Raw genomic sequence first — 17,886 nt, 5'->3', positions numbered from 1 at the left:
GAGAGGAGTATTAAAAATGCACCGCATGCATAATACAGGCCCAGGTAGGGTGTTTGATATTTTTAACCATATTTTTTTAGCACTTGTTGCGATCATCACAGTGATCCCATTTCTATATGTCGTAGCTGGCTCCTTTGCCTCAGAGACGGAATTGGCAACAAGATCTTTTTTTCTGATACCAAATGATTTTACCACAAATGCCTATAATTATATTTTCTCGACTAATGCTGTTATTAGAAGTTTAGGAGTTTCTATCCTTGTGACAGTAGTGGGGACTGCTGTGAGTATGGTGTTAACATTAACGATGGCATATCCACTTTCTAGATCAACAATGGTTGGCAGAAATCTAATCTTAAATCTTATTCTCTTCTCCATGTTATTTGGTGGAGGAATGATTCCTACTTATTTACTTGTGAAAGGCTTAGGATTATTAGATTCTTATTGGGCGTTGATATTACCATTAGCGATTAATCCATTTAATTTAATTATTGTAAAAACCTTTTTTCAACAATTACCAAAGGAACTAGAGGATGCATCCAAGATCGATGGTTGTACAGAATTTCAAACATTTTGGCGAGTGATGCTACCTTTATCGAAGCCGGTTATTGCTACTTTTACATTGTTTTATGCTGTATTTTATTGGAATGATTTTTTTCAAGCCCTTCTTTATATTACGGATACAACAAAATGGCCAATTCAATTGTTACTGCAACAATTAGTTATGGTAGCCAATTTAGGAGTAGGTGATCTACAAGAGGCACAATTATACGAACCACCAGAAGAATCGGTTAAATTAGCAGTCATTGTTATTGCCACCGTTCCTATTCTATTATTCTATCCATTTTTGCAAAAACACTTTGCAAAAGGAGTCATGTTAGGATCTGTTAAAGGATAAAATTTGCTCATGCATAAGTGTAAATATCCCACCCTTTTTTACAAAAGATAGTTGGCAAGGAGGCGGACCATATGCAAAATATTTCTTTTAAAGCTGGTGAAACCATATACACTAACACATTAGCTGGAGAAAAATCTGTTGAGGATTGGGTAAGAGAAGGTGAGGTATTAACGAAAACCTGGCAAAATAAATTATTGTTAGAAAACAAATTAGATCCAGAGGAATATGGTGATCATGCTCATTGGGTATTATGGTGTCCAGTAGAAATCCCTGATAAAGTAGTCATAAAATGGGAGTTCTATCCAATCAAAGAACCAGGACTATGTATGCTGTTTTTTGCTGCGAGAGGACGAAATGGAGAGGATTTGTTCGACAAGTCATTACCAGAACGTACAGGGTACTATCCTCAATATCATTCAGGAGCTATTAATGCATTGCATCTGTCCTATTTCCGTCATAAGCATCCAGATGAACGAGCTTTTAGAACGTGTAATTTGCGTAAAAGTAATGGATTTCATTTAGTTACCCAAGCAGCAGAGCCATTGCCACCGGTCGATGATGCCGTTTCACCATATCTCATGCAATTAGTCAAATATGAGCAATATGTTCAATTTTCTATTAATAACATGGTTATTTTGGAATGGAAAGATGATGGGAGTAGCTTTGGGCCGATTTTACATGGTGGAAGAATCGGCTTTAGACAAATGGCACCAATGGTTGCAGCTTATGCGAATTTGTCAGTTAGTCATGCGATGATAAACTAGTGAATAAAGTGTGGTGAAATAGGATGCAGAATGAAGGTTTAATTGGTAAATTTTATATGTTCGGAGAAACTGTTTTTCTGTTACTCTATGTCAATTTTCTTTGGATTTGTTTTACACTTGTGGGTTTCATCGTGTTCGGTATTGGACCAAGTACTGTTGCCATGTTTACGGTATTCAGGAAATGGTCGATGGGTGAGGATGGAATTCGGGTATTTAAGCTCTTTTATAAAACATACAAAAAAGAGTTTCTTCGAGCTAATGCAATTGGCATTCTTTTACTTGTATTCGGCTATATGCTTTATGTTAACTTGAATTTCTTACAGCTTGATCGAGAATGGTTACAACAGTTGATGAAAACATTATTTATTGTTGTGACAATTGTTTATGGGATAATGCTGCTTTATATTTTTCCGTTGTATGTTCATTATGAGAATAAGTTATATTTATATTTCAAAAACGCTATTCTGATTGCGCTCTATTCACCAGTTAGAACAATCTATTTAATTGCTGCTTGTTTAACATTATATTATCTATATTTTGTACTTCCTGTATTTATTTTTTTCTTCGGAGCTAGCTTATCTAGCTTGGTCATTATGTGGATCGCTTATCGAACTTTTATTCGCTTAGAATTAAGACAAGAGCAAATGCAGGAAAGTAATGCATAATAATAGGGATAGGGAGGGGAATGCCATATGACGGTTGATAAAAAATTGTCTATGCCTTATTTACTTGGAAGAGTGGATATTTCTTCAGCAGGGAAAAATTGCAAAATGTTTCTAGGTGATTTAACAGGTGACGGTAGATTAGACATTTTGATGGTACAGCCAAATGGTGGTATTGACGATAGATATGAACCGCATCAAGTAGAATCAATGACGGCCTTTGATTTGGAAGGTAATGAATTATGGCAGGTTGGAGCACCAACAGACCAACCTGGAGGCCCTGGTAGTGACTATCCGATTCAAATTTATGATATAGATGGTGATGGAAATAACGAGGTTCTTTTTATAATGAAAAAGAGCTTTTTCATTATCGATGGCAAAACAGGAGAGGTAAAGAAAAAGCTTCCTTTACCAAGTGAGGATGCGCATGATTGCATCATTATTACCAATATTTCAGGAAATGCCTTTCCAAATGATATTATTCTAAAGAACAGGTATGAGCAGATGTGGGCGTTAAGTAGTAATTGGGAGCTTCTCTGGACACACGAAGGGAATATCGGGCACTTTCCATGGGCATTTGATTTTAATAGAGATGGAAAAGATGAAATAATGGCAGGCTATGATTTTTTGAATGCAGCTGGTAAGATAGTCTGGTCCTGTCAGGAGCTTGAGGATCACGCCGACTGTATATGGGTAGGCAAGGTGCAACCAGACGCTGATCATTATCAGTTAGTGATTGGAGGTAGTGTAACCGTTTTATATGATTGCTTAGGAAATGAATTATGGAGATATAATGGATCAATAGAATCACAGCATGTATGTTTAGGTAAGTTTCGTCACGATTATCCTGGCTTACAGGTTGCTGGACTGGATCGAATCGTTCGAGGTTCCAATTATTCAGATGGGAAGGACGGTATTTTTTTATTAGATGCTAATGGGAAAGAGATTTGGAAGGAAAATAGAGATACTGGAGGCTGGTTAACGATTATAGAAACAATCGAAAATTGGGATGACGTTGGTCTCGATTATATTCTAGCTTATCGACGTGGTGGCAATGTTCTTCCAACCATATATGATGGTTACCAAAATGTAATTACTACCTTTCCAATCGATGGTTATCTCGTATATGGTGATTTAATTGGTAGTAATCGCAACCAGGTTATTGTTTATGATCAGCAGGCTGCCTATATATATGGAAGTAGTAAACTAGACCTAAGAAAGAAAAATGGAAAAACACAAACACAGAGTAAAAGATTATATTCCCAAACATTATATCCTGGTGGGGAGTATATATGAGAAAAGTAGTTAGTGAATTAAAAAATAAGAACACATTTACTTTTGTAAAAAAGTAATATGTGTTCTTTGTATATTTCTCGTTAATAGGATTAGAGCCTTCCTTTGATCCCCGTCAAGTTATATTTGAAATTTTTTCATCATCTCTTGTAATTCTTCTGATAATATTTTTAACTCATCTGATGTTGTTACTAATGATTCGCTTACTTTTAATTGTTCCTCAGTAGTTGCGGACACTTCCTCACTTATTGCAGAGGATTGTTCTGCTGTTGCACTTACTTGATGAATCGTAGAAGTTAGCACCTCTTGAGAATCACGTAATTGCTGAATAGATTCGGTAATTTGTTGGATCTTACCTGTAAAGGCAGCCATATTACTACCAACACCATTTAAGATGGTTTGCGTCTCTTCTGCTTGGGAAACCTGTTCCTTGAATCTAGGGTTTGCTTCCTGTAAAACACCTAAAGTATCATTTACTTCATGGACAATACTAGAAGTAATTTCATCTACCTTGTCAATGGATTGCTTAGATTGTTCAGATAGCTTTCGAATTTCGTCTGCGACTACAGCAAATCCTTTACCAGCTTCACCAGCTCTTGCTGCTTCAATCGCAGCGTTTAATGAGAGTAGATTCGTCTGAGAGACAATATTCGTTAACATAAGCATGACATCATTAATTTGCTCTGTGCTTGTCTTTAAAGCGTCAACTTTTTCCACAAGTGCTGTGGTCATTTCCTCGCTGTCTCTTGTTTTTTGAACTAACTCATTCATTTTTTCTAACCCTTCATGGCTTCTTTCTAATACATCAATCGCGTAATTCTCCATTTCTACATTATTTCCATATACATTTTCTACTTCATCATGGATTGTTGCAGCAAGTGTGTTTCCCTTTTCCGCTTCATCCGTTAATCCTGTTGCACCACTAGCGATTTCCTCAGAAGCAGCAGCTACTTCCTTAGCTGATTGTGACTGTGTTTGAGAAATATCGTGAAGGCTGATAGCAGCTGCTAAAACCTTACTTGTTGATAGCTTTGTCTGGTCCATCATTTCAGCAATATTTTGAAGCATATCATTAAAGCTCCTTGATAAAACGCCGATCTCATCATTTCGTTCTGTATCTATAGACTTAACACGTAGATCACCATTTTGTGCTTCGGCCATTAGATTGGATATGCTAGCTAGCGGTGTAGCAACCTTTTTCACCATTCGTGAAGCAATAAATATAGACATGAGTAAGGAAAGAACAATGATGGCAAGGGTTACATAAAAGATAACTCTTGTATCTTTCGTCAAATCAGCTTCCGAAACAGATCCAACTAGATACCAATCGGTGATCCCAGAAGAATCTTGAAAAATTAATTCGCCATCCTTTTCACTCACATGCTTATCAGAGTCCAACTGAATCGGATAAGGGTATTCTTTTGTAATTTCATCCCCATCATAAGAGAAAACGATCTCATTGTTTTGATCAACGAGATAAACTAATCCATCTTCCCCGACGGTTACATCCTGAAGTGCTTCCTCAAAGACGACTGTGTCTAATTCGACAAAAAGTATGTAATTTTGGCCACCAATCTGTAAACTTTGTCCGAATGTTACCGTCGGTTTATCATTAGTTCCCGTAATTCCATTTTCGGTACCACCAATCCATGCTACTGCCTCATCTGCTTCCAATGCTTTTTGATACCAGCTACTATCTTTTAAGGTTTCTTCATCCAATGTCTGTGTAGAAGAAATGACTCGTTCCTTCTCGGTATGCACAAGGTACAAGCTAACATTTCCATCCACCATTGTAACTTGTGTTAATGCATCATCAATCGTACTTCTTAATGAAAAATAATCAAAGCTGTTTGGATCTTCAAATTTATCTAATTGGGAAAGTGTATTGCTAAAATTAGGTGCCATTAAGATTTCTGTCACTCGATCCCGATAACTTTCCATCATAAAATCTATTTTATCTCCTGCTTGTACCATTGTTTGCTCTGTGGCATCGGTTACTTTTTCCTTAATGATATTGTTTGATATGATGTAAGAAGAAATTCCAACGATTAGGACACTTATTAAAACGGTTGCTAAAATTCTATACAAGATGACCGAACCGATTGAATTCTTTTTGGGAACACTCGAATGGCTAACTTCCTTAATTCCATTTCGGTCTTTTTTTATTTTCAGTTTTAGATTATTCCATTGATCTTTCACCTTAACTTTCTTAAATTTAGACATGATTCTATCATAATTTTTCCGCAGTTTCTTTCTCAATTATAGAACCCCCATTTTATATTTATTTTTGAAAAGGCTTACGATATTAATGATACAATAGTAGGATGGAAATGGATAAAATAATAGGAAAATAAAATTACCTAATAGTACAAAATGATTATAACACAAGTAGGAGAAAATGACGATAAAAAATAATAAAATTTGACAGGAATGATTGGATTGATTGATTTTATATAACAAAAAATAGTGCCTATATAACTATAGACACTATCATTAAATCATCAGGATGATTTTCTTACTCTTCTACTAAAATTTACATTGGTCGCCTTCACAAAAGCTTCTTTTTTTATTAGGGGTTAAATCTTTCTGGTTAGAGTTTTCTTCTTCTGTGATCCGCTCTAATGCTTGCATAAATGTTTCGACTGGCTGTGCACCTGATATAGCATATTTTTGATTAAAGACAAAAAACGGAACTCCGGTAATACCTAAATTCTTTGCCTCTTCAATATCTTCTAAAACGTCCTGCTCAAACTGAGAAGACTCGATAATTTGCTTCACCTTTTCAAGATCTAGAGAAAGTTCCTTGCAAACCTGAAGAAGTATTTCCGGATCACTTAAATTAGAAGAATGTGTAAAATAGTGTTGAAACATATTGTTTACAAATTGCTCCTCTTTCCCTTCTGCGTGGGCAAATTTAGTAACACGGTGTGCAGTAAAAGTATTTGTAGCCTGTAATGTATCCATATGAAAGTGTAATCCTACACCTTTTGCTTGATCAACAAGTTGTTGATTCATTTGTTTTGCTCTTTCCACTGTCATGTTATATTTTTTTGCTAATATTTCGTGAATCGATTTATCCGTTGTTTTGGGAGCTTCAGGATCTAATTGAAAACTTTTATATTTGATCAAAATATCTAATTTTTTTGGATATCTTTCCACCGCTTTTTCTAATCTCATTTTCCCAATATAACAAAATGGGCAACTAAAATCAGACCAAATCTCAATTTCCATGGTTACACCTCGCTTTACAATCCTCTATATTTTCACATAAAAAAAAGCTACCTTAAAGTAATTTGCTTAAACAACGATACCTTTATTCTATAAATTTGGATTATATAGATGAGGAAGAAACAGGATGAATGCCATTTCACTTAAATGGTATTCATCATAAGATACTATATGCTCCTACAATCTTCTGTTATTCGTTTACTAGCTGCCGTTACAGCGGTAACCCCTTATTAGAGGAGGTGTTCCTATGTTAACAGATTTTAGGGCATTGTTACGGGATGATTTTTATTTTATTGTACCAGCTCTTTGGTTCATCGGCTATGCATGTAAACGAACACCACTAATACCTGATTGGTTGATTATTTGGATTTTATTAGCCTGTGGAATATTTGCAGCATGTCATTTGTTTGGTTGGAATATTCGCTCAATGGTTGATGGCATTATCGCAACAGGTGTTGCCGTATTTAGTCATCAGCTTGTTAAGCAAACAATGTGTCAAGATAAATAATGATAAAGGAGTGATTAGATGGCGGAATTTAAAGGCTTTAGAATTTCAAGTCCATATGGGTCTAGGATTCACCCTATTAGAGGATCAAAGGATTTTCATGGAGGGATCGACTTAGTAAAACAGCATAATGCCCCTATTAAGGCATTTACAGCTGGTACTGTTCTATATGCAGGCATGGGTCAAAGTGGTACAGGCTTAGGTGGCTATGGAAATGTTGTCTTATTGAAGGACACTAACAACCGTGGGCAATTATATGCACACCTAGATCGTGTAACGGTAAGTAAAGGACAGAAAGTTCGTGCGAATCAAATTATTGGATACCAAGGGCAAACTGGTGAAGTGACAGGTTCCCACCTACATTATGAAGTTAGAAAACATGCGGAGGCAGCACCCCCATATGGCTATCGCTCTAATAAACAAACCTCTACCTTGAATCCGGTAGAATATTTGAACCAATTCACTGAAAAGTCAGATTTAATAAAAGAAGGAATGCGTGGTAGTGAGGTAAAGACATTACAATTAAATTTAATAAAGCTTGGCTACTCGCTTTCTAAATATGGAGCAGATGGGGTGTTTGGTGCGGAAACAGAAAGGGCTGTTAGAAATTTTCAAAGTGATCAAAAGATTACAGTAGATGGGATTGTTGGACCTGTTACGAAAAACAGAATAAATCAGGCATTGAAAGCATGGAGTAAATATCCTGGTACCCTAATAAGACTTGGTAGTAAGGGAGATAATGTAAAGAAAATCCAACAAAAAGTTGGAACAAAAGTCGATGGTATTTTCGGGAAGAAGACAGAGCAGGCAGTGAAAAATTTCCAGAAGAAGAATGGGTTGGCGGTTGATGGTATTGTTGGACCAAAAACATGGAATAAATTATTCTAGCAGGTTTAGAACATTTAAGATCCGAACCTTCGTTCATTTGATATGTTAGGTTCGGATTTTACATATTGTTTAGTTGGTATAGCTAATTATAGTTATAACCTTATTATCTGACTTAACTCTAAAAGTGTATTTTAGGTTGTAAAATTTATGAAAAAGCACTTGATCAACCTTCATTCTATGATATGCTAATTGAGAGAATAGGACTATATAATACTAGACTTAGTCATTAAATAAACTAAAAATAGAGGATCAAGGATCGGTACGAAAATAAGACAAAACATTTTGATTCTTTATAAAATAGTATATAATAATTTATAGTTCTTTTTTACTATATTTATTCAGTTATATTCTACTATATTGGAAGATTGCAATATTGTAATAATAAATGAGATATGGGTGAAGAAAAATGATGCTCCAAAAATGGATGAATAAGCGGTTTTTATTATATCTAATCTTCTTAACAATAGCGATCATCTTCCATGTATTTACTATTCCTCTTATATTTGGTGTCAGTATAAGTTTTGCACCTATTTTCTATTTAGCGATAATTCGTTTATTTGGTTTACGCTATGCCTTAGTTGCCACTCTAATCATTAATGGGATTTCATATACCTTCCAATTCAATGAAGCTTTTTACTTTTTAAATGTCATTGAAGTATTAGTTATTGGTAGTTTGTATAAAAAGAAAGGTAAAGACTTGTTTACATGGAGCTTTGTCTACTGTTTTTTATTGATTTTATATTTCATGATCTACCAGTTTTTTATTCCAGTGGACATATCTAGTGAATTTATTAATTTTACTATTTTTCAATTAGTGTTGTCGACACTATTCTCAGCACTAATAGCGGATATTCTATGTGACTACTTACCATATATTCCGAAAATTGGGTCTATTTTTATGGATCGTAATCGTCTTTATTTTGGTCAAATCATCTCACATATTTTAATCTTTTTCGCTGTTTGTCCTATTTTAATTTTCATCTTGTTATATTCTAGATCGCTAGAAGCCGATATGTATGAACAGTGGAAGCAAAGTTTAACCCAGTTAAATTATACACTTAGGCAAGAGGTCGTTGAAATGGATTCAGAGGAAATCCAAAATTTTTCCCTTGATTCGGATTTAGAAAAGGCAAGATTAAAATCATTGTTAGAGCATGAGGTTGGAGACAGTAATGCGAGAATATACCTCATAAATAGTAATACTGAGGTTTGGTTATCGACAGCAGATCAGTTAGATTCTAATGAAGATGGTCAGGTATTTCAAACGGGATTTGTAAAGGAGATACACGAGAATGGGTTTATTTGGTTTTCCGAGAACAACCCGAATTTCTTAGCGTGGTATGAAGGAAAATATATAGGACATACTACGTTTCTTAATAAGGATGTGTATCTTTTAATTCCAGTAGATAAAGCTATCTATAAAGCAGCAAATAAATTGGAAAGATATTTATTAATCGCTATGCTTATCTTATTTTTTGCTTTGGTTTGTGGGATCGTATCTAATCATATTCTATCTCAATCATTAGGATTTATTACGAAGATTACAAGTGATCTTCCAAGGAAGGTTCAGACGAAGCAAGCATTTAATTGGTCAGATACGAATATTTATGAATTTGCTCAATTACGTGAAAATATCGAAAAAGTAGCATTAGAGCTCCAAAAGATGTTTCGAGAAACAAAATTGAAAAATAAATTGTTAATGGAGAAAACGAACCAGTTAACCGAATCAGAAACAAAACTATCCTATTTGGCCCATTATGACTCTTTAACCAATTTGCCAAATCGATATTCTTTTTATAAAGATATGGATGCCTTACTAAAGAATTCAGTAGATCATATTTTCGCTGTCGTTTTTCTTGATTTAGACAAATTTAAACAGGTTAATGATACATTAGGCCATAGTGGTGGGGACGAACTATTAAAACTATTCGCTAAAAGACTATTATTATTTGAAGAAGAACATCGATCGTTTCACGTATATCGTTTAGCAGGCGACGAATTTGTATCGACAATCAAAAAGAGCTTAAAGGAAGAGGTATATGCAGTTTGTGATGAACTAGAAAAAGTAATTCTTCAACCAATAAATATTAAAGGAACGTCTATTACATTATCTGCAAGTGTTGGTGTAAGTTTTTATCCGGTTGATGGTAGAACAATTGATGAATTACTACATAATGCTGACACTTTAATGTACAAAGAAAAAGAGAGAAATCATCAAAGAGAATTATCTATTATCAAGGAGAATCATAATGCAAACATCTAAGAGTTTCGTCTTGTTCTTAATGTTCTTTATACTAGCAGGATGTACGTCTCCTCCAGTACAATCGGTCCACGATTCGACCCTTATTAGGGAGACAGATTCGGAAGAGGAGACTCAAAATGCTAAAACAAATGAACTACTCATTTGGACACCAGATAATATTTTTTCAAATAGCTTAGAAGGATTCCAAGAGAAGTTTCCGGATGCTTTAATCAACATTAAAGAAATAGATCCAAATATCATAGCAGAAAAGTACCGAGATAGCTTGATCAAAGGAAAAACACCAGATATCTATGTTTTTCCAATCGATAAAATAGGAGGCTTTTCTGGGGTTCATGGATTAGAGGATTTAAGTAAACCAATGTATGATGATAGTCTTTTTATGCAAGCCTTACCCAAGGAATTGGTAGAAGAGTTTAGAACGAGTGATTCAAATAAACTGTTTGCTTTACCGCTATTATATTTTCCTTATGTAACCTATTATCGGGCAGATATCCTAAAGAAATATGGTTTTCCAAGTGAACCAGATCGACTGAGTGAATGGATTTCAGATAAGGAGAAATGGATCGAGATGGCGGAAGTCTTAAAGCAGAAGGGACATTATATTACGGAAACAGACCATCAGATCATTGAAACAGCTTTACGAACCTCTAATCTATTTAATGGCACCTATGATTATATTGCAAAGAAAAATGCTTTTGGAAAAGCATTAGAAGGTGCTGTTGAGGTCGAGGAAAATGATTTAGATCCTTCCTTGAATATATGGGAAGAAAGTGGCAAGGCAGCGCTTAAGAACGACGAGCTTGTTATGTTTTATATGGCAAATTATGTCCAAGATCAGTTAAAGGAATGGGTGCCAGACCAAAAAGAAAACTGGGGTATAACGACTCTTCCTTTTGGACTAAATGGGGTAGATAGAAAGGCGAGCACTGCGATTGCTATTTCTTCTCAAAGTCAAAATAAAATGATAGCATGGGAATTTATCAAACATATGTGCAAAGATATGATGAATATATACAAAGGTTCTAATAAAGATCCCTTTTATATAAATAAAGATATTAACAGGATTTATTGGAATTCAGTTACTAACAGCATCGCAGGACAGCCAACCATACTTGACAAAGGAAGTGAAAATATTTGGAAAGTAGCTCTTGCAGAGTTCAGAAATGGAGAAGAGATTACGGAACACGCTATTGAGCAAGTGCATCAGGATATAGGGGATTTAATTAGACAAGATCAGAAAGCATTACAAAATTTAATAAATAAAAATTAATTTTGGGAAGGATACTTCTAGTTTGGAAAGAAGTCTATCGAGGAATAATACTTATCCTATCGAATAGTAATATGAGAATCATGCTGAATAGATATAGTTCATTCTTCAATCATTGCTATAATGAGAATATAAAAGGATTGGATGGATGTGATGATATGAAGTTTGAACTGAAGGTTTCTACAGGTATAAAAGATTTCGATCATGTAATCGATTATTTACATCTAGGAGACAATGTCGTTTGGCAGGTCGATACTTTAGAAGGATATAAAGATATGGTAATACCCTTTGTTTTGCAGGCAATGAAGGATCAACGGAAAATAGTCTACGTTCGGTTTGGTCAGCACATACCGATAGTAAAAGATGACCCTTTAATCAAAAAATATGAAGTCGATGCAAGTAAAGGATTCGAAAGCTTTGCAACAGAAATCCACCGTCTAATTGAAAAGGAAGGTCCAAGGACTTTTTATATTTTCGATTGTTTAACAGATTTATTATCGAATTGGTCCTCTGATTTAATGATTGGAAACTTTTTCAAGGTATGTTGTCCATATTTATACGAATTAGATACCGTTGCCTATTTTGCTATTATACGGAATATTCACACATTTAGTACAATCGCGGGAATTAGAGAAACCACTCAAGTACTGTTAGATCTGTATCAGTTGAAGGAAAAGTATTATATTCATCCATTAAAAGTATGGCAGCGTTATTCACCAACGATGTTTTTTCCTCATTTGATTGAAGGAGATCGGTTAAAAAGTATTACTGCTAGCGCAGAAGCGTCTACTCTTTTTGCTAATATAAATCGAATTGAAGAAAGGATGGATTATTGGGATGTTATCTTCTCAAAAGCTAAGGAAAAGCTGGAAGAAGACATTGTGGAGCAGGAAAAGACAAAGCAGATGCTAATGCCACTATTGATCGGTGAAAAGTCAAGAATGTATCATCTATGTGACCAATATTTTACTTTACAGGATCTATTGCAAATCGTATCAAGAGAAGTAGGGACAGGATTTATCGGAGGTAAAAGTGTTGGTATGCTTTTAGCTAGGAAGATTTTAGCGGATGATAAAAAAGGTCGCTTCTCAAGATACATCGAGCCACATGACTCTTTTTATATTGGATCTGATATTTTTTATACTTATATTGTTCAAAATGGATGGTGGAAACTTCGATTAAAGCAAAAAACGAAAAAAGGCTATTACCAGTATGCAAAGGAATTACAAGACAAACTAATGAAAGGGAAGTTTCCTGCTACTATTAAAGAACAGTTTATTCAGGTTCTTGAATACTTTGGACAGTCACCTATCATTGTGCGATCTAGTTCTTTATTAGAGGATAATTTCGGTAATGCATTTGCTGGAAAATATGATAGTGTTTTTTGTGTAAATCAAGGCACGCCAGAACAAAGATATCAGGCCTTTGAAAATGCTATACGAACTGTTTATGCGAGTACAATGAATGTTGATGCTCTCGAATATCGGATGAATCGTGGATTGTTTGCAAAGGATGAACAAATGGCCATTCTCGTCCAGCGAGTTTCTGGTGACCATCATGGAGAGCACTTCTTTCCACATATTGCTGGAGTTGGTAATTCTTCTAACTTATATGTATGGGATAAAAGCGTTGAGATGGAAGCTGGGATGATTCGTCTAGTATTTGGATTAGGAACAAGAGCAGTTGATCGAACCGTTGATGATTATGCAAGAATTGTTACATTAGACCAACCAACAAGAAAACCGTTAATGCATATGGATGACCAACAGAAATTCTCTCAACATGAAGCAGATGTTCTTTCCATTAAGGATAATAAATGGACGAGCATCCCACTAAATAAGGCTATTTCTGATGTGTGGGATGTTGATCAAGGTTTATTTGCTTCTATTGATACAGGAACAGTTTTAAGATTAAAGGATTTAGGCTATCAACATATGCCTACACCGTATATTCTTGATTTCAAACAGCTTTTAGGTAATACTACTTTTCCTAAAGTAATGAAACAATTACTGGCAGAATTAGCAAGAGTGTATGATTACCCTGTAGATATTGAATTTACCGTTAATTTTCAACATCAGGATGACTATAAGATTAATCTCGTTCAATGTCGCCCATTACAAACAAAAGGATTGGGAAAGTCTGTTGACATCCCGCAATTACTAGAAAATGAGCGATGTTTAATAAGTACAAATGGTAATTTTATGGGGGGGAATATACGTTTACCGCTCGATTATGTAGTTCATGTAGTGACAGATGAATATATTAAATTAAGTGAACAAGATAAGTATAATGTTGCAAGATTAATTGGGAGAATTACATATGATCTAAGAAATGATAGAATACTATTAATCGGACCTGGAAGATGGGGCACATCCACACCCTCACTTGGTATTCCTGTTCATTTCTCAGAAATTCAGCATGTTGATGTAATTTGTGAGGTTGCTTCAGAGGAAAAAGGTTTTATACCAGAATTATCCTATGGCAGTCACTTTTTTCAGGATATGGTAGAAGCAGACATCTTTTATGTCGCGCTTTTTGAAGGGAATAACGGAGTACATTTTAACCCTTCTTATCTTTCTAGTTCATTCAATCTAATAGAACAATGGACCTCTCCTGCTTGGAAAGACATCCTTCACGTTTATAAGGTGGAAGGGATGGAGTTAACTGCAGATATAATTCAACAAAAACTTATCTGTAAATGATTCCTCCAATAGATTGATTTCCTCCATAGAATATGTTAACTTATATTCATTATAGGTTTACATATCATGGAGGAAGAAAAAATGACATCGACTAAATTAACAGCACTTATTCTAGCTAGTATTTTCTCAGCTATAACGGCCATTTTAGCACAGATACAATTTCAAGCTTTTATCGTTCCATTTAGTGGTCAAACATTAGCAGTGGGATTAACAGCCACGATTTTAGGTAGTAAAATTGGTGCACTTGCCATGTTCTGTTACATGCTACTTGGACTGATAGGTATTCCTGTTTTTGCAGGCTTTGAAAGTGGTCCACATGTCCTTATTGGCCCGACAGGAGGGTATATTATTGGATTTATTGCTACTGCCTACATTACAGGCAAAATTCTAGAAAAAACATCCTTTAATATGTGGATGGCAATCATCGCAAATATTGTGGGGATGTGTGTCACCTTAACGTTTGGTGTCATTCAATTAAAGTTCATTGCTGATTTATCCTGGCATGCCGCTATCGTATCAGGAGCTCTCCCATTTTTAATTGTCGGTATCATTAAAGCGATTCTTGCTAGCTGGATTGGTATTGTTGTCAGACGAAGTTTAGAAAATGCCAAACTTCTACCAGTAAATCATTCCATTAAAAAAGCTGTCTAACTATTAGAAAATCGCTCTGTTTGAGCGATTTTTTTGTTCTACAAGCGATTTGTAATCGCGTATTCTTTAGTCAATACCAAGCTCAAAGACTAAGAAACTAACTTGTGTAAACCCCCAAAAAAGAGGTATACTTATAGGTATGTATGTAGTATATTACCAATATAATAGTAGATATGTGACTGATTATACATCATAAATATAATGTTGGTTTTAAATAAAGTGCGAAATCATTGGAGGTATTTGTTTTATGAAAACTAAATTACACTTATTGTTCGGGGGAAAGTCAGCTGAGCATAAGGTTTCCATGCAAACAGCGAAAGCAGTTATGAATGCAGTTGATCAATCAATATATGAGGTGCATCCTATTTATATCGATCAAGAAGGTAGCTGGAATAAGGGCCCAGTGTTAGAAGGTAAAGTAGACGATGTTCATGCCTTAGCATTTCAAGGGGAAAAAAATACTGTATCTCCTCTCGCGATCAGTGAACGAGCAGTAAAGGGAAAAGAATTAGATTCAGCACAAGTCAATGAAGTTGTTTTCCCTTTATTACACGGTCCAAACGGGGAAGATGGAACGGTTCAAGGACTGCTAGAAATCTTAGGCTTACCATACGTTGGTAACGGAGTGTTAGCCTCATCAGCTGGAATGGATAAGATTGCCATGAAGGCTATTTTTGAGCAAGCTGGTTTAACACAAGTAAAATACGTTGGATTTATTCGTAAAGACTGGGAAGAACAAGCAGAAAGGGTAATGAGTAAGATTGAGACTGATATCGGTTATCCGTGCTTTGTCAAACCAGCTAATCTTGGATCAAGTGTAGGAATCAGTAAGTGTAAAAATCAGGAACAGCTAAAAGAAGCAGTCAAAGAAGCACTTCGATATGATCGGAAAATTATTGTAGAAGAAGGGGTAAATGCGCGAGAAATAGAGATCGGCGTTATTGGAAATGACGAGCTTGAATGCTCTGTAGTAGGAGAAATTGTTCCTAAGACAGAATTCTATGATTATCAATCGAAATACGAGGATGAAGATACAGGGTTAATCATACCTTGTGAGTTACCTAACGAAATTTATGAGCAAATAAAGGATATTGCAAAAAGGGCATACAAATCGTTAGATTGCTCAGGTTTAGCAAGAATGGATTTCTTTTTAACTAAGGATAATGAAATATTAATCAATGAAGTGAACACAATGCCAGGCTTTACGCCATACAGTATGTTCCCACTATTATGGAAGCATAGTGGTCTAGAATATCCGGCTCTTATTAACAAATTAGTAGAGCTAGCAATCGAAAAACATCAAGAAAAACTGAAAATCTCTTATACGATGGATTGAGCGGAGGATTTATATAATGATAACAAGGACGTTAGAACAAGTTGCGAGGATGGCAGAGGCTGAATTATCTCATGATAAATGGAAGGATGTTCAGATAGAAGGGGTTTCTATTGACACTCGGTCGATTCAGCAAGGTCAATTGTTTATTCCATTACCTGGTTCCAATGTTGATGGTCATAAGTTCGTGCGACAAGCATTTGAAAAAGGTGCTAGAGCTACTTTTTGGAAAAAGGGTGTAGATGGTGCACCTGAAGACATTCCATTAATTTTTGTGGATGATCCCCTTATAGCCATGCAGCAATTAGCGAGAAGCTATCGGGATCAAACTGGTGTAAGGATAGTAGGGGTAACCGGTAGTAATGGAAAAACTTCGACAAAGGACATGATAGCGGAAGTTCTTTCGAGTACATTCTCTGTTCAAAAAACGAAAGGCAATTTTAACAGCCAATTAGGTCTACCTTTATCCATTTTCGAACTGGAAAAAGACACAGAGGTGATGGTGCTTGAAATGGGTATGAGTGATGTCGGGCAGATTGAAATCCTTTCGAAGATAGCTAAACCCGATATTGCGGTTATCACGAATATTGGTGAATCCCATTTAGAGTATTTGGGGTCAAGAGAAAAAATTGCAGATGCAAAATTTGAAATCACGACAGGTCTGAAGAATGATGGAGCTTTTATTTATGATGGAGATGAGCCACTACTGCAACAAAAAATTTCTAGTAGCACATTTTCGTTTCAAACCATCTCTTTTGGTGAAACAGATACTTCCGATTTATTTCCTCTGTCCATCGAATTGAAAGATAACGGGACAGAATTTACGGTAAATACCATTCCGCAGACACCGTTGTTTTTACCTGTACTTGGTATGCATAACGTGAAAAATGCGCTTGCTTCTATCGCAGTTGGACAATTTATGGGGATTAATGAAGAGAAAATGAAGCGTGCATTAGCTAAAGTGACTTTAACTTCTATGCGAATGGAAGCACATCAAGGTAAAAATGATTGCTTGATTATCAATGATGCATACAATGCTAGCCCAACCTCTATGAAAGCTGCTGTATCATTAGTAGATTCACTAGAGAAGTACCATAAAAAGGTTTTAGTACTTGGAGATATGCTAGAGCTGGGGAAAGCAGAAAAAGAATTTCATCAAGAGGTGGGTTCCTTTATTTCAAATCTAACTATCGATTATGTGTTCACATATGGAAGATTAGGTCAATTTATTGCTAGTGCTGTTAAGGAGAAGAGCGAGGAAATAAAGACTAGAGCATTTGATGATAAACAAGATTTAAAGGAGAGCTTATTACCTTTATTAGATAGGGATACCGTTGTTTTATTCAAGGCATCAAGAGGAATGAAATTAGAAGAGATCGTAGAAGATATCATTGGATAACATGACTAGGAGAGTTTTTAATCTGATGCCAACTAT

14 protein-coding genes are annotated in these 17,886 nt (G+C 35.4%); 12 read left to right on the top strand and 2 right to left on the bottom strand.

Annotation, left to right across the window (positions count from 1 at the left end; all coding sequences use genetic code 11):
• Positions 1 to 16: 16 nt before the first annotated feature.
• From ACZ5R4_RS05965 to ACZ5R4_RS05950, 4 genes are all read left to right on the top strand, one after another.
• Positions 17 to 895 (top strand): carbohydrate ABC transporter permease, encoded by an 879-nt coding sequence (locus ACZ5R4_RS05965; protein WP_109984921.1) that lies wholly within the window; start codon positions 17 to 19, stop codon positions 893 to 895.
• Positions 896 to 966: 71 nt separating this feature from the next.
• A complete protein-coding gene (locus tag ACZ5R4_RS05960) occupies positions 967 to 1,659 on the top strand; it encodes a DUF1961 family protein (RefSeq protein WP_054861272.1) in 693 nt (230 codons plus the stop codon).
• A gap of 23 nt (positions 1,660 to 1,682) precedes the next feature.
• Positions 1,683 to 2,324, top strand: a complete 642-nt coding sequence (locus ACZ5R4_RS05955) for a YesL family protein (RefSeq protein WP_109984919.1) — start codon at positions 1,683 to 1,685, stop codon at positions 2,322 to 2,324.
• Between the two features lie 27 nt (positions 2,325 to 2,351).
• The gene (locus ACZ5R4_RS05950) at positions 2,352 to 3,617 is read left to right on the top strand and encodes a hypothetical protein (RefSeq protein ID WP_464368192.1); all 1,266 of its coding nucleotides are present in this window, start codon (positions 2,352 to 2,354) and stop codon (positions 3,615 to 3,617) included.
• A gap of 117 nt (positions 3,618 to 3,734) precedes the next feature.
• Here ACZ5R4_RS05950 and ACZ5R4_RS05945 read toward each other — a convergent pair whose 3' ends face one another.
• Positions 3,735 to 5,837, bottom strand: coding sequence for a methyl-accepting chemotaxis protein (locus ACZ5R4_RS05945; RefSeq protein ID WP_464368191.1), 2,103 nt, complete (start codon positions 5,835 to 5,837; stop codon positions 3,735 to 3,737).
• 303 nt (positions 5,838 to 6,140) lie between these two features.
• On the bottom strand, positions 6,141 to 6,845 hold the full coding sequence (locus tag ACZ5R4_RS05940) for a DsbA family oxidoreductase (RefSeq protein WP_054861273.1): 705 nt from the start codon (positions 6,843 to 6,845) through the stop codon (positions 6,141 to 6,143).
• Between the two features lie 244 nt (positions 6,846 to 7,089).
• Here ACZ5R4_RS05940 and ACZ5R4_RS05935 point away from each other — a divergent pair, with 244 nt between their 5' ends.
• From ACZ5R4_RS05935 to ACZ5R4_RS05900, 8 genes are all read left to right on the top strand, one after another.
• Positions 7,090 to 7,350: a phage holin family protein gene (locus ACZ5R4_RS05935; protein WP_054861274.1), complete on the top strand. Its 261-nt coding sequence runs from the start codon at positions 7,090 to 7,092 to the stop codon at positions 7,348 to 7,350.
• Between the two features lie 18 nt (positions 7,351 to 7,368).
• Positions 7,369 to 8,235, top strand: coding sequence for a peptidoglycan-binding protein (locus tag ACZ5R4_RS05930; RefSeq protein WP_109984917.1), 867 nt, complete (start codon positions 7,369 to 7,371; stop codon positions 8,233 to 8,235).
• A gap of 424 nt (positions 8,236 to 8,659) precedes the next feature.
• A complete protein-coding gene (locus ACZ5R4_RS05925; protein ID WP_277678372.1) occupies positions 8,660 to 10,498 on the top strand; it encodes a diguanylate cyclase domain-containing protein in 1,839 nt (612 codons plus the stop codon).
• Complete coding sequence (locus ACZ5R4_RS05920) at positions 10,485 to 11,768, top strand: ABC transporter substrate-binding protein (RefSeq protein WP_464368190.1); 1,284 nt, start codon at positions 10,485 to 10,487, stop codon at positions 11,766 to 11,768. Before ACZ5R4_RS05925 ends, ACZ5R4_RS05920 begins: the two co-directional genes overlap by 14 nt.
• 155 nt (positions 11,769 to 11,923) lie before the next feature.
• Entirely contained in the window at positions 11,924 to 14,467 is a 2,544-nt protein-coding gene (locus ACZ5R4_RS05915; RefSeq protein ID WP_464368189.1) for a PEP/pyruvate-binding domain-containing protein, read from the top strand.
• Positions 14,468 to 14,548: 81 nt separating this feature from the next.
• Complete coding sequence (locus ACZ5R4_RS05910; protein ID WP_109984913.1) at positions 14,549 to 15,118, top strand: biotin transporter BioY; 570 nt, start codon at positions 14,549 to 14,551, stop codon at positions 15,116 to 15,118.
• A gap of 247 nt (positions 15,119 to 15,365) precedes the next feature.
• Positions 15,366 to 16,454 (top strand): D-alanine--D-alanine ligase, encoded by a 1,089-nt coding sequence (locus ACZ5R4_RS05905; protein WP_109984912.1) that lies wholly within the window; start codon positions 15,366 to 15,368, stop codon positions 16,452 to 16,454.
• A 16-nt stretch (positions 16,455 to 16,470) separates the two neighbouring features.
• On the top strand, positions 16,471 to 17,850 hold the full coding sequence (locus tag ACZ5R4_RS05900) for a UDP-N-acetylmuramoyl-tripeptide--D-alanyl-D-alanine ligase (RefSeq protein WP_109984911.1): 1,380 nt from the start codon (positions 16,471 to 16,473) through the stop codon (positions 17,848 to 17,850).
• Positions 17,851 to 17,886: the final 36 nt, after the last annotated feature.

This window comes from Gracilibacillus sp. JCM 18860 (assembly GCF_055395245.1).
Note: the sequence above shows the minus strand (reverse complement) of the source record. Positions and strands in the feature narration are given on the sequence as shown.

Coding starts and splice junctions, on each gene's coding strand:
- ACZ5R4_RS05965 (WP_109984921.1), top strand. CDS start 17: ATGCACCGCATGCATAATACAGGCCCAGGTAGGGTGTTTGATATTTTT.
- ACZ5R4_RS05960 (WP_054861272.1), top strand. CDS start 967: ATGCAAAATATTTCTTTTAAAGCTGGTGAAACCATATACACTAACACA.
- ACZ5R4_RS05955 (WP_109984919.1), top strand. CDS start 1,683: ATGCAGAATGAAGGTTTAATTGGTAAATTTTATATGTTCGGAGAAACT.
- ACZ5R4_RS05950 (WP_464368192.1), top strand. CDS start 2,352: ATGACGGTTGATAAAAAATTGTCTATGCCTTATTTACTTGGAAGAGTG.
- ACZ5R4_RS05945 (WP_464368191.1), bottom strand. CDS start 5,837: ATGTCTAAATTTAAGAAAGTTAAGGTGAAAGATCAATGGAATAATCTA.
- ACZ5R4_RS05940 (WP_054861273.1), bottom strand. CDS start 6,845: ATGGAAATTGAGATTTGGTCTGATTTTAGTTGCCCATTTTGTTATATT.
- ACZ5R4_RS05935 (WP_054861274.1), top strand. CDS start 7,090: ATGTTAACAGATTTTAGGGCATTGTTACGGGATGATTTTTATTTTATT.
- ACZ5R4_RS05930 (WP_109984917.1), top strand. CDS start 7,369: ATGGCGGAATTTAAAGGCTTTAGAATTTCAAGTCCATATGGGTCTAGG.
- ACZ5R4_RS05925 (WP_277678372.1), top strand. CDS start 8,660: ATGAATAAGCGGTTTTTATTATATCTAATCTTCTTAACAATAGCGATC.
- ACZ5R4_RS05920 (WP_464368190.1), top strand. CDS start 10,485: ATGCAAACATCTAAGAGTTTCGTCTTGTTCTTAATGTTCTTTATACTA.
- ACZ5R4_RS05915 (WP_464368189.1), top strand. CDS start 11,924: ATGAAGTTTGAACTGAAGGTTTCTACAGGTATAAAAGATTTCGATCAT.
- ACZ5R4_RS05910 (WP_109984913.1), top strand. CDS start 14,549: ATGACATCGACTAAATTAACAGCACTTATTCTAGCTAGTATTTTCTCA.
- ACZ5R4_RS05905 (WP_109984912.1), top strand. CDS start 15,366: ATGAAAACTAAATTACACTTATTGTTCGGGGGAAAGTCAGCTGAGCAT.
- ACZ5R4_RS05900 (WP_109984911.1), top strand. CDS start 16,471: ATGATAACAAGGACGTTAGAACAAGTTGCGAGGATGGCAGAGGCTGAA.